This window comes from Paenibacillus amylolyticus, assembly GCF_001570725.1.
GTDB lineage: Bacteria > Bacillota > Bacilli > Paenibacillales > Paenibacillaceae > Paenibacillus > Paenibacillus amylolyticus_A.
This window is the reverse complement of the sequence record NZ_BCNV01000001.1, coordinates 234,605-247,017: the sequence shown is the minus strand read 5'-3', so window position 1 is coordinate 247,017 and position 12,413 is coordinate 234,605. Positions and strand designations below refer to the sequence as shown.

Annotated in this window: 11 protein-coding genes; 3 read left to right on the top strand and 8 right to left on the bottom strand. The window is 44.3% G+C overall.

The features are described 5' to 3' along the window. Positions 1-3: 3 nt before the first annotated feature. On the bottom strand, positions 4-870 hold the full coding sequence (locus tag PAHA3_RS01040) for a helix-turn-helix transcriptional regulator (RefSeq protein WP_235599346.1): 867 nt from the start codon (positions 868-870) through the stop codon (positions 4-6). 93 nt (positions 871-963) lie between these two features. On the opposite strand from PAHA3_RS01040, the gene PAHA3_RS01035 reads away from it, so the two are divergent. The 3 genes from PAHA3_RS01035 (at position 964) to PAHA3_RS01025 (ending at position 6,480) form a co-directional block, all read left to right on the top strand. Further along, complete coding sequence (locus PAHA3_RS01035) at positions 964-4,083, top strand: glycoside hydrolase family 2 TIM barrel-domain containing protein (RefSeq protein ID WP_062833079.1); 3,120 nt, start codon at positions 964-966, stop codon at positions 4,081-4,083. Between the two features lie 175 nt (positions 4,084-4,258). Continuing rightward, entirely contained in the window at positions 4,259-5,686 is a 1,428-nt protein-coding gene (locus tag PAHA3_RS01030) for a VanZ family protein (protein WP_062833078.1), read from the top strand. A gap of 185 nt (positions 5,687-5,871) precedes the next feature. Further along, entirely contained in the window at positions 5,872-6,480 is a 609-nt protein-coding gene (locus tag PAHA3_RS01025; protein ID WP_153028161.1) for a hypothetical protein, read from the top strand. A gap of 118 nt (positions 6,481-6,598) precedes the next feature. Here the strand turns inward: PAHA3_RS01025 and PAHA3_RS01020 are convergent, their stop codons facing one another. From PAHA3_RS01020 to tatA, 7 genes are all read right to left on the bottom strand, one after another. After that, positions 6,599-6,946, bottom strand: a complete 348-nt coding sequence (locus PAHA3_RS01020; RefSeq protein ID WP_062833076.1) for a hypothetical protein — start codon at positions 6,944-6,946, stop codon at positions 6,599-6,601. A gap of 145 nt (positions 6,947-7,091) precedes the next feature. Further along, on the bottom strand, positions 7,092-8,150 hold the full coding sequence (locus PAHA3_RS01015; protein WP_062833075.1) for a flavin-containing monooxygenase: 1,059 nt from the start codon (positions 8,148-8,150) through the stop codon (positions 7,092-7,094). A gap of 208 nt (positions 8,151-8,358) precedes the next feature. Then, the gene (locus PAHA3_RS01010; RefSeq protein ID WP_062833074.1) at positions 8,359-8,595 is read right to left on the bottom strand and encodes a hypothetical protein; all 237 of its coding nucleotides are present in this window, start codon (positions 8,593-8,595) and stop codon (positions 8,359-8,361) included. Between the two features lie 184 nt (positions 8,596-8,779). After that, a complete protein-coding gene (gene groL / locus PAHA3_RS01005; protein WP_036611259.1) occupies positions 8,780-10,414 on the bottom strand; it encodes a chaperonin GroEL in 1,635 nt (544 codons plus the stop codon). Positions 10,415-10,487: 73 nt separating this feature from the next. Then, positions 10,488-10,769, bottom strand: coding sequence for a co-chaperone GroES (groES, locus tag PAHA3_RS01000; RefSeq protein WP_017690077.1), 282 nt, complete (start codon positions 10,767-10,769; stop codon positions 10,488-10,490). Positions 10,770-11,167: 398 nt separating this feature from the next. After that, positions 11,168-11,950, bottom strand: coding sequence for a twin-arginine translocase subunit TatC (tatC, locus tag PAHA3_RS00995; RefSeq protein ID WP_062833073.1), 783 nt, complete (start codon positions 11,948-11,950; stop codon positions 11,168-11,170). Positions 11,951-12,028: 78 nt separating this feature from the next. After that, positions 12,029-12,277 (bottom strand): twin-arginine translocase TatA/TatE family subunit, encoded by a 249-nt coding sequence (gene tatA, locus PAHA3_RS00990; RefSeq protein ID WP_036668966.1) that lies wholly within the window; start codon positions 12,275-12,277, stop codon positions 12,029-12,031. Positions 12,278-12,413: the final 136 nt, after the last annotated feature.

Sequence of the window (12,413 nt, the reverse complement as noted above, 5' to 3'; positions counted from 1 at the left end):
CCATCAACTCAGTCCGTGCAGTTTACGGAAACGCTCCGGACTCATGCCTGTATGCCTTTTGAACATCGCACAGAAATAACTGGCGTTCTCGTAGCCCACCCGATCAGCAACTTCATAGATTCGGAGCTCTCTCTCACTGAACATGAGTTGTTTGCTCCGATTGATTCGTTCCTGGTTCACGTAAAATACAGGTCTGGTATGGAGCGCCTTCTGAAACAGTCTGCACAAATATTGAGGAGACACGACCGCCACATCGGCCAGTTCCTTCAGCGACAGTGAACGATCCAGATGCTCTGCGATATAACGCAGCACAGGCTTCAAGCGCTCCAGATCATCATTATAGTTGGCAGATACGATGAGTAGTGGCTTCAGATCCAGCAACAGAGCATATAATTGTTTGGAACACTCCACATCGTAATCTGCATAATCCGTATCACCGCCATTCTCACCTCTAACCAGAAGTTGCTCCAGTCCATGCAGCAGTGTGGCTGTCCGGAGTCTGCACACGCGTGAACCGGTAATACCTGCATAAGATAATAGCTGACTGGCCTCTCTCCCCTGAAACGAGACCCAAGCCAGCTCCCAGCGGTCACTGATGGGCATATATTTATGCGGAACATCAGGGTACAGAACGAAAACGTCACCTGGTCCGACGATGTACTCTTCGTCTTGTATAATTAGTCTCCCCTGACCATGAATGATCTGGTGGATCTGATAATCCGGGAATCCCTCTGGACGCTCAGTTTCATATTGGTGCTCCCAGTATCCAACCGTGGTCATATAGATCGGCAGGCGAGCAGCTTCTTCTGTTTTACCAAAAAAAATCCGGGTATCCATCCAGTACACCACTCTCTCCGTCGTTAGTTTCATATTGTGATATATATGGGCAATATTCTTTATTTTCTAAGTATCAATTCAATTCTATAATGACAATATTATAACATTTCAGAAGGAGTTGCTGTTATGCGAAAGAAACTAATACATACCCCTCCGGCGAATGGATACCCGGAATGGAACAACAATCCCGAAACTTTTCAAGTAGGCCGTCTACCCGCACATGCGTCTATGGTAGCGTTTCCATTCGTGGAAGAAGCATTGTCCAATGAATCCAGTGCATCACCGTGGTACGAATCGCTGAATGGTCAATGGAAGTTTGCCTTTGCGGAGACACCAGAGCAGCGGATTTCATCCTTTTATGAGAACAACTATGATGCCAGTGACTGGGACGAGATCGCCGTTCCTTCCAACTGGCAGCTACAAGGTTACGATTATCCCCAATATACGAATATGACGTATCCGTGGGTCGAGCGTGAGCCTGAACTGAAGCCACCATTTGCACCAACAACTTATAATCCGGTGGGTTCGTATATCCGTACGTTTACGGTTCCTGGAGATTGGAAAGACCGGCCTGTCCTGCTGCACTTTGAGGGCGTTGAATCTGCCTTTTATGTATGGGTTAACGGGGAATTGGTCGGTTATAGCGAGGACACGTTCACACCCGCTGAGTTTGATATCACTGCGTATCTAACGGAAGGTGAGAACAAACTGGCTGTGGAGGTATATCGCTGGTGTGATGCAAGCTGGCTGGAGAATCAGGATTTCTGGCGGTTAAGCGGCATCTTCCGTGGTGTATACCTGCATTCACCTTCACCGGTTCAGATCGCCGATTTCTTTGTTCGGACCGAACTGGATGACGCGTATCAGGATGCGGAGCTACTGCTGGATATGAAATTATTTAATCATAATGCCGCGCAGACCACTGCCGGATTGTCCGTTCAGGCACAGCTCTATGATGCACAGCAACAGACTGTATTAAAACAGCCACTTACTGCGGCCGTTACGTTCCAGGGCGAGGATGAACTTTCATTTAAGTTGTCAGCAGAGGTTATAAAGCCGCTTCTATGGAGCGCCGAGTCCCCTCATCTATATACACTTGTGCTGTCCATTCAGAACGAATCAGGCGAAACGCTGGAGGCTGTTCGCAGCCGCATTGGATTCCGCAAGTTTGAACTGAAAGACGGCCTGATGCAAATCAACGGCAAACGCATTGTGTTCAAAGGTGTGAATCGTCATGAGTTTTCCCCGGATACCGGTCGAGCCATTGGGCGGGAAGACATGATCCGTGACATCGAGCTGATGAAGTCCTATAACGTTAACGCCGTGCGCACATCCCATTATCCGAATCAGTCACTCTGGTACGAACTGTGTGATGAATATGGTCTGTATGTCATTGACGAAACGAACTTGGAGACTCACGGCACGTGGTACTATGGGCAAAAGGAAATGAATGAGAATAACATTCCCGCGAGCAAGCCGGAATGGCGTAATAACGTAATCGATCGCTGTAACTCGATGTTCCAGCGGGACAAAAACCATGCGTCCGTGATTATATGGTCTCTGGGTAATGAGTCATTCGGCGGCGATAACTTCATCACCATGTACGATTATCTGAAACAAGTCGATCCAACCCGTCTCGTTCATTATGAAGGGACTTTCCACTATCGCCCTTCTGATTCAGCAAGCGATATTGAATCGACGATGTATATCAGCCCTGAAAATGTAGAGAATTATGCTCGCATGCAAGGACCGAAGAAACCTTATATTATCTGCGAATACAGCCATGCCATGGGTAACTCCTGCGGTGGTCTGCATCTGTATTGGGATTTGTTCGATAAATATGATGTGTTGCAGGGTGCATTCATCTGGGACTGGGTCGATCAGTCCATTCGTACCACTACGGCAGACGGTGTTGAATATTTCGCTTATGGCGGAGACTTCGGTGAATCCCCGCATGATGGCAATTTCTGCGGTAACGGACTGATTCTGGCCGATAAGACGGTTACACCGAAGCTGGAAGAAGTGAAGAAATGTTATCAGAACGTTCGTATGGAAGCTGTTGATATAAAAGACGGCTTGCTGCGCATCCGAAACCAGTTCCTGTTCACGGATCTGAGCGAATATTCGCTCGTATGGACACTGGCACACGATGGTGTTTCCGTAGAGAACGGCATGCTGGATATCGAAGCACCTCCTGGCGAATCGGCTGAAGTCCGTATCCCATATACGCCATCGTCTGATTTGTTCAAGGAAGCGGTGTTGACTGTATCTCTGGTTACGAAAGTTGCAACCAAATGGGCAGGAACAGGTCATGAGATTGCCTGGGATCAGTTCGCAGTATCTCCGCGCTTGCGTCCAATCCAACCGGTACACCAAGGACATAGCAATGCGCTACATGTTCAGAGTGTGCAAGATGAATTGAAAGTCGCTACAGGCCAAGTCACGTTGAGCTTCAATTCAGCTACTGGCACGCTCACGTCCTATCAAATCAACAATCAGGAGCAATTGCTCGCACCTGTCCGCCCGAATTTCTGGAGAGCCATGACAGACAACGATATGGGGAACCGCCTGAATGAGCGTTCTGCCTTCTGGAGGGATGCTCACGCTACCAGCAGATTAATTCGCTTCGAGCACCATGTAGACGAACAAGGCATTCTCGTGACGACCGATTATACGTGGGATTCACATCCGGGATGTACGCTGTCCATCTCGTACCGAATTGACCCGGATGGCGTATTGGAAATCAGCCAAACTCTTGTTCCAGGCGAAGGCTTACCTGATCTACCGGAGTTCGGTATGCTGATGCAACTGAGTAACAGTCTGGATACAATCTCTTGGTACGGCAGAGGGCCACACGACAACTACGCAGACCGTCTGACTAGTGCACGTCTCGGCTATTACACAGGTACGGTTGCGGATCAATTCGTTCCATACCTGAAACCACAAGAGTGCGGAAATAAAACCGATGTACGTTACGCTGAAATTACGTCAGCAGATGGTCCAAGTGGTCTGCATGTTGAAGCCACCATCCCATTTGAAATCAATGCGTTGCCGTGGACACCTGAGGAACTCGAAGCCAATGACCATGTGTATAAATTGCCTCAGAGCACGCAGACCGTGGCACGTATCAATTACAAACAAATGGGTGTCGGTGGGGATGACAGTTGGGGCGCACGTACCCATGCTGAGTACACCTTGCCAGCCAACCGTGCGTATCACTTCACCTTTACCGTAAGACCTGTATAACATCAAGCAAGCACTGCTGGCAGTATGCCGGCAGTGCTTTTTTTTGTATTCATACAACCTTACATTATTGAAAGATTCGTGAAAGATAGATACATAGGAGTTACAACCAACATTGATTATACTTTAAACCAACAAGAGGCTGACAATGAACATTAAATAAATGGAGGGTTTACAAATGGATTTAATACAGATTATAGGCAGAATATTGCCTATCTTAGCTATTGCATTGGCTGCGGGAGTTGTTGTAATCGGTATTACTTATTCCGTGTATATTGCATATAAAAAAAGAGGGGGTAAACGAAGCATAACCCGGAGACAATTTATAGCGTCATTTTTGCTCTTGGGTTGGTTTGTCATTGTCATGACTTTAACCACATTTAGCAGAGGAGCTAATTATGAGGGTTGGATCAATTTAGAGCTATTCAGTGGCTATATAAATGCATGGAATCAATGGTCGTTGAGCGAATTTCAGCTCATCATTTTTAACATGTTGATGTTCGCACCACTCGGTTTCATACTTCCGCATATCGGAATGAAAACGCGTCACGTTAAGCCCGTGCTACTCATATCGCTGTTGGTAACGTTGGGTATCGAAATTTTTCAAATGAGCACCGGCAGGGGAATATTTGAACTTGATGATATTCTACATAATACACTAGGTAGTATGGCAGGATATTTGTTGATGAGAGCGATCCTCGACAGTGTTGAGCAAAGAAAGATCACCTTAAGATCACTATGGAAGGCACTCTGCATACCACTAGTTTTTACGATGCTTTTTTCCAGTGCTTTTATCATTTATCACAACAAAGAACTTGGTAATCTCTCCATACGTCCAGCTATTTCTCAAAATATGAATCAAGTCGAAATCACGCTTAACACAAGGTTACCGGATGAGGCCGAGAAAGTGTCTCTTTATCGCAGTAGTGAAATCCACAACCTGGAATATGCCAAACGAGTTGCCTCTCTAATGAAAGATTATTTTGAATTACATCAGAAAGGTAGCATATCTATTGATGGATACAACCGAATTTGGACTTTTCTTGACAATACGGGAACAGAATTTACCTTTAATTATGACGTCAGCAGAGGCACATGGTCGCTGGCATCTAATATCGAAGCAAACACTCCTGTAGAGCCTGAAGATTTAATCAAACAAGGACAAGAGTACGGCAGTTGGTTGACTCAGAATGACTTATTGCCTAAGAAAGCGATATTCAGCACGCAAAATGGAGACACGGTTCGATGGGATATCGAAAAAAAAGTTACAGATATCGCGAAGGGTGACAGTGATTATGATACCGGACTAATTATCATTGTCCCATCAGCAGAACCTATGATTCCTCAGAATTTATTATACTTTATGAATAAAAATATTTATGTGCGAGTCGTTGATATTATCAGTCCGGCTGAGGCATACGAAGAAATTCCCAAGGGAAACTTTTATATCTATAACAGCTTAAAGAAAGGAGACAAACTAAATGTGAACAAGTATGAATTGACTTACACCTATGATTCGAAAGGTTATTATCAGCCAGTTTATCGATTCGAAGGAGAGATCAATGGAGAGCATTGGGATGCTTTGATCCCAGCAGTAATGAATTGATTTCAGCTTCTGCCTGCCTTGATGTATGAGTTTGAAGTTTTTCATGAGAACATTATAATAAATGGGGTGCTTGAACGATGAAATTATTTTGATTACGAGGTGAGAATTTGCAATATCTGTTTACCGCTCTTTTCATTCTTGGTTTCATTACTTTCTTGGGATTTCTTGTTCTGATGATCTTATCTATGCGCAAAGGTAATAGGTTGCCGATCAAATACATTTTTCTAACAACGGCCTGTTTTGCCATTGCTTCAATTGGGTTGTATGGCATGCTGACTTTATCTTCGAACTCTTCTCAGTCTGGAGAAGATCAGCCCCCTTCATCTCAGATCGAACTTTCTGGTCTTCATATGACTACCGATGAATTCCAAAACAAGTTTAATGGTGCCGTGGGCAAATACCGACTGAATGGTTTGAGTATTACCCGCTTGAATATGAATAACTCTTCTGAGCAGGGCACTAGCGCTTTCGAGTATATATTCAATGATGAATTGCGCTTGGTTGGTGTAGTGAATGCAGATGAGAGCGTACAGGAAGTCAGGTTATATGGAACTGGTGATACGCGTAAACCAACGGGTGGAATTTTTTTGACTGCTATCGCCACACTCATTCTCACAACCAATAGTGAGTACACGTATAACGATGCACAAGATGTCATCCAGGATATCGGTCTATTGGATCGTGATGTGAATCAGTCTGATTTTGATGGAGCGACTATTCGCAACGGATTGGAATATCGCTTCAGCGTTCAGGATCATGATCACTCGACGTTTGAAATAACTGTTGCGAAATAAGATGCGATTGTGTAAAAAGGCCGCTCCATGAAGGAACGGCCTTACGTGTGATATGTACTGTTTGAATAGTTCAGTGTTTGCCACCAAACCAATGATGGACACCCCCACCATACGAGCGTTACTCAAAAGTTACAATCTCGCTTTGATTGTTCCAACTCATTTTAAAGGTAATCGGATTTTTCATTTTCTCCGTCTCAGTAATTGTTCCCGACATTGTGAACGGTACCCCTTCTTCTTCAAGTGATTTCCCCTGTTGTGATAAATTGTTGCCAGTAAGGTCAAACACAAAATCCTTTATACGCTTTTCATCACCGATGTAGGTTATAGTATAGATTCCTGTCGATCTCTGAAGAGCTATATTCCAGTTATCGCTCTTTCCGCGGATTATATCATCCGCACCACAAGCTGAGAGAATAGATAAAAGCACTATAACACAAAGAATCATTGGCAGTTTAAACAATTTCATAATATCCCTCCTTTTAGGAATATACCCAAAAATGTGAATTATGATATTTGCTAATCATTCCTGATATCTAATCTATAAAGTTGAACTAAAGTTATTTACACAGACACTACGATGACAGAATAACCTTCCAATCGCTTTGTATAGTTTAATATGATTTACCTTTGATATGACTAACGATTCTCTGAGCATCGTACTTGACCCATCCCAACAGTGCTGAACCTCGTGATGTTTGCCAAGGTAGTCCTACAAAGTACAGTCCAGCAACCGGTGATACGCCTCTCTCATGTAAAATTGCACCTTGGGCATCAAAAGCAGTATTGATATCGATCCAACTATCGTTTCGCTTAAATCCAGTCGCCCAGATAATATTGTCTATTCGTGTCTCACTACCATCCTCATATAGGATGCGGTCATCTATTGCATTTACAGCACGTGGGCGCATGTTAACTTTCCCTTCGATCATCAACTCTTTTAACTCATAACCATATACGTACTCAGGCTGATTTCGCAACCATTTTCCAACCATACGATCTGCACTTGCACGTAATACGCCTAGCTTTTCAAAATACCAGAATATACTTCGTTTCATGATATGCAAAGGCCTAAAAGTAATATTTCGAGCTATGGATATGTATACGGTTTGTTGTTCATCTGATGCTAACTCTACAGCGATTTGGGCACCTGAATTGCCTCCGCCTACAACTACTGTTGCTCCAGGGATCAATTGAGAAATATTTCTATATTCTGATGAGTGAAGCTGAATCACATGCTCGGATAATGATTTCGCAAACTGAGGAACATTCTTGGTCTGGAAAGGCCCCGTCGCAACGATAATATTGCGCGCTTCAATCATTCCATCATTAGTTTCAGCATAGTACATCTCATCTTGCTTCGTGAGACGGGAGATTAAACAGTTTAACTTTATAGGAAGATGCATTTGCTTGGCGTAACTTTCCAAATAATCTGCAATTTCATCTTTGCTTGGCAGACTATTTTCATTTCCACTAAGAGGCATTCCAGGTAACTCATCATACATTCGCGGGGTAAAAAGACGTAAGGAATCGTACCGTTTACGCCAAGATTCCCCGATAGATGAGGCAGCATCAACGATTAAAATAGTTAACCCCGACTGCTGAAGATAGTAACCTGCTGCCAAGCCTGCTTGTCCAGCTCCGATAACCAATACATCGTACATATGTATCATCTCCAATACGGTTTATATATTTATATATGAACACTTATTCATATGTTAATTTTACTTAACAACTCTTTGTTTAGCAATAGAAGAAAACATCAGTACTTTTTTTAAAAAAAATCAACAAAAAAGACTCCCTCACGGAGCCTTTACTCATTTCAGCCTATTTTGCCTGTAACGTAATTTTTGATGATATTCCTAATATGCTGGTTAGTTATTACCTGGTGTATCGATCGATATCATCGTTCGCAGACTGATGCTCTCTTCTATGATGATCTTCATGCTGACGAACGTCATTCTTTAACTTTGCTAAGAATCCCCACCCCATAAAGGCAAGTAATAGCACCGTAATCAGTGCATAAGCGAAGCTATATAGATTCATATAGAAGTTGATAAAAATTGCAGCGAGCATCAAGCCCAGAATCCATAATACCCACTTCGTACCCTTTCTCAAATCATTTCCTCCTCAAATAGTTCCTAATAAACCTTCTATGTATCACTGTACATACGAAATCATAGAAACAAGGTTTCAATCTCAGGGCTTCCTATTCAGAGCACTTTAATCTAATTATATAAAAAAAGACTCCCTCTCGGGAGCCTTTCATCTAATCGGCATTACAAAGGTTTTTACACCTTTATTACATCATGCCGCCCATTCCACCCATACCGCCCATGTCAGGCATTCCGCCACCAGCACCTGCTGGTTCTGGTTTGTCAGCGATAACCGCTTCTGTAGTCAAGAACATTGCTGCTACGGAAGCAGCGTTTTGCAATGCATAACGAGTTACTTTCGCAGGGTCAACGATACCAGCTTCGATCATGTTAACCCACTCGCCAGTTGCAGCGTTGAAGCCGATTCCTGTTTGTTCTTTTTTCAGACGTTCCACGATTACGGAACCTTCTTCGCCAGCGTTAGCTGCGATTGTGCGGATTGGTGCTTCCAGAGCACGCAGGACGATGTTTACGCCTGTTTGCTCGTCACCGGACAGAGCTACAGCCGCAACCGCGCTATATACGTTCATGAGCGCTGTACCACCACCGGATACGATACCTTCTTCAACCGCAGCGCGAGTTGCGTTCAGGGCATCTTCGATGCGAAGTTTGCGTTCTTTCAATTCTGTTTCAGTAGCCGCACCAACTTTGATTACTGCTACACCGCCGGACAATTTAGCCAGACGCTCTTGCAGTTTCTCTTTGTCGAACTCGGAAGTTGTTTCTTCCAGTTGTGTACGGATTTGGCTAACACGTGCATCGATATCGGATTTGTTACCAGCACCGTCAACGATGATTGTGTTTTCTTTCGTTACACGGATTTGACGAGCTGTACCCAGTTGTTCCACAACAGCGGATTTCAGGTCCAGACCCAGTTCTTCCGTGATCAATTGGCCACCAGTGAGGGCTGCGATGTCTTGCAGCATTGCTTTACGACGGTCACCGAATCCTGGAGCTTTAACAGCTACAGCATTGAATGTACCACGCAATTTGTTCACAACCAGCATAGCCAGTGCTTCGCCTTCGATATCTTCAGCGATCAATACCAGCGGTTTGCCTTGTTGAACGATTTTCTCAAGCAATGGCAAGATGTCTTGCGTGCTGGAGATTTTTTTGTCTGTGATCAAGATGTACGGGTTGTCCAAAACAGCTTCCATTTTGTCCGTATCTGTGATCATGTAAGGAGAGATGTATCCACGGTCGAATTGCATACCTTCAACCACTTCAAGCTCTGTAGCGAATCCTTTGGATTCTTCTACAGTGATTACGCCGTCTTTACCCACTTTTTCCATAGCTTCAGCGATCAGTTCGCCTACTTCTTCGTCAGCTGCAGAGATTGCTGCAACTTGTGCGATGGATTGTTTGGAATCAATTGGTTTGGAGATGGATTGCAATTCAGCAACCGCAGCTTTAACCGCTTTGTCGATACCTTTGCGGATACCAATTGGGCTAGCGCCCGCTGTTACGTTTTTCAGACCTTCTGTGATCAGCGCTTGCGCCAATACAGTTGCTGTTGTAGTACCGTCACCGGCAACATCGTTGGTTTTCGTTGCTACTTCTTTAACCAGTTGTGCACCCATGTTCTCGAATGCATCTTCCAGTTCGATTTCTTTAGCAATGGTTACACCATCGTTAGTGATGAGCGGGCTTCCGAATTTTTTCTCCAGAACCACGTTACGGCCTTTAGGACCGAGTGTTACTTTTACTGCATTAGCCAATGCGTCCACACCACGAAGCATGGAGCGACGAGCGTCTTCACTGAATTTAATGTCTTTAGCCATGTTAAGAAAACCTCCCTAGTTTTTGTTGGAAAATGGTACTGCTATATGGTTCGGTTGTCCGATTAAATTTGAATTAGTCGAGAATCGCGTGAATATCGCTTTCTTTCATAATCAAATATTCTTTACCTTCGAATTTGATTTCTGTACCGGCATATTTGGAGAAAATAACGCGATCTCCTTCTTTCACTTCCAGAGCCACACGTACGCCGTCTTTCAATACTCCAGCACCAACTGCAATGATTCTACCCTCTTGCGGTTTTTCTTTGGCGGAGTCCGGGAGTACGATCCCGAAAGAAGTTGTTTGCTCTTGCTCCAGTGGTTCTACCAATACGCGTTCACCTAAAGGTCTGATCATGAAAAATAGCCTCCTTTTGAAATTATATAACGTTACATTGTAGGTTGTAGCCATATGTATTAGCACTCGACAGTGTTCAGTGCTAACAACCAACTTTATGATACTCAACTTGAAGCATGATTTCAAGTCCTTTTGACGAATTCCTGCGAGAATTTACGTTGAATTTACACCAACACAACCAAATAACACCCGGTATGCCTGGATAAATGTTGCAACTCGCTACTCTTATTCTACGAAATTCTTGTGCCCTTCTGCAACGTTAGCAGAGAGTCCCTTTCCCATTGTATCCATTGCTGAACATATTATGCCTGCTTGTCCTGCCTTGTGTGTGACAGTCTACAGAAATAGCCCGGATAAGAACAGACCGTCTTTTCCGGGCACATTACAGATCGTTTCATTCAGCCTGCATGCTTCTTATCCTCAGCACGAACGTAACGGGATTCAATCTCTTGATCGGCCGCAAGCTGCTTGCGGTATACGATTGCAGATAAAAGCACACTAATCTCATATAACAAGAGCAAGGGAATCATCACCAGAAGATCGGATATGAAGTCTGGCGGTGTAATAACCACTGCAATGAAGATCAAGACAAAGTAAGCGACCCTACGCATCTTGCGAAGACGAATTGGATTCAGAATCCGCAGTCCTGTCAGGAACATAATAAGTAAAGGAAGCTCAAATAACAGGGACACAGGCAACACAATGCCAAACAGGAAGCTGAAATACTGTTTCATCCCGTAGGTCTCCACAAGTCCCATCTTCTCCGTAATGGCTGTTGTAAATGCGAGTGCCATCGGAAATATGACATAATACGAGAAAGCCATACCTATAAGAAATAACAGAAACACATAGGGCACATACTTCAGCGTTGCTTTTCGCTCGCGCGGCTTTAGCCCTGGACTAACAAACTTCCAGATTTGATACACCGTAAACGGCAGCGTAATGATAAGTGAAAACAAACCGGCAATCTTCATGTAGATGCCAATCCCGTCCCAGAACGAGAAGGCATGCAATACAAAACCTTTAGCCGACTCTGACTTGGTCAGATATTGATATACCGGGTCCGCCACAAAAAATCCTGCAATCAGTCCCAGCACAAAAATGCTTAATACGTAGATCAGCCGCTTCCGCAGCTCGCTCAGATGTTCCGTAATCGACATTTCTTCCATTTGCTGCGTCATGCCTGCCCCCCATTATTGCCAGCTTAAAATACAAAACCCTTCCGGCAGGAAGGGATTTCTCTTTCATTGCCGTCAAGATTATTCCGGCAGGCGTTTGTCAGCAGGCTTGTCTGCAGGTGTGCTCTCAGCCGCCAGCGGTTTCGCTTTCTCCTGCTCTTTGCGATTGGAGGAGTCATCCTCAGAGATAATCTCGCGAGCGCCCTCTTTGAATTCACGGAAGGTACGCCCAACTGCACGTCCCAGTTCCGGAAGTTTGTTGGGTCCAAACAACAACAATGCAATCACGGCCAGCAAAATAAAACCCGTTGGTCCAATGGAACTAAACATTGATATTCCTCCTCGTCTTCAAGGTTCAAAGATGCGCATATTCGGCCATACGGTCATAGATGTCTCTGCTGCGTTCTTAATTTAAGCCCATCATACCACAGATGTAACCACTTACATAACCCGCAATATTCACAAA

Coding starts and splice junctions, on each gene's coding strand:
- PAHA3_RS01040 (WP_235599346.1), bottom strand. CDS start 870: ATGAAACTAACGACGGAGAGAGTGGTGTACTGGATGGATACCCGGATT.
- PAHA3_RS01035 (WP_062833079.1), top strand. CDS start 964: ATGCGAAAGAAACTAATACATACCCCTCCGGCGAATGGATACCCGGAA.
- PAHA3_RS01030 (WP_062833078.1), top strand. CDS start 4,259: ATGGATTTAATACAGATTATAGGCAGAATATTGCCTATCTTAGCTATT.
- PAHA3_RS01025 (WP_153028161.1), top strand. CDS start 5,872: ATGCGCAAAGGTAATAGGTTGCCGATCAAATACATTTTTCTAACAACG.
- PAHA3_RS01020 (WP_062833076.1), bottom strand. CDS start 6,946: ATGAAATTGTTTAAACTGCCAATGATTCTTTGTGTTATAGTGCTTTTA.
- PAHA3_RS01015 (WP_062833075.1), bottom strand. CDS start 8,150: ATGATACATATGTACGATGTATTGGTTATCGGAGCTGGACAAGCAGGC.
- groL (WP_036611259.1), bottom strand. CDS start 10,414: ATGGCTAAAGACATTAAATTCAGTGAAGACGCTCGTCGCTCCATGCTT.
- groES (WP_017690077.1), bottom strand. CDS start 10,769: ATGATCAGACCTTTAGGTGAACGCGTATTGGTAGAACCACTGGAGCAA.
- tatC (WP_062833073.1), bottom strand. CDS start 11,950: ATGACGCAGCAAATGGAAGAAATGTCGATTACGGAACATCTGAGCGAG.
- tatA (WP_036668966.1), bottom strand. CDS start 12,277: ATGTTTAGTTCCATTGGACCAACGGGTTTTATTTTGCTGGCCGTGATT.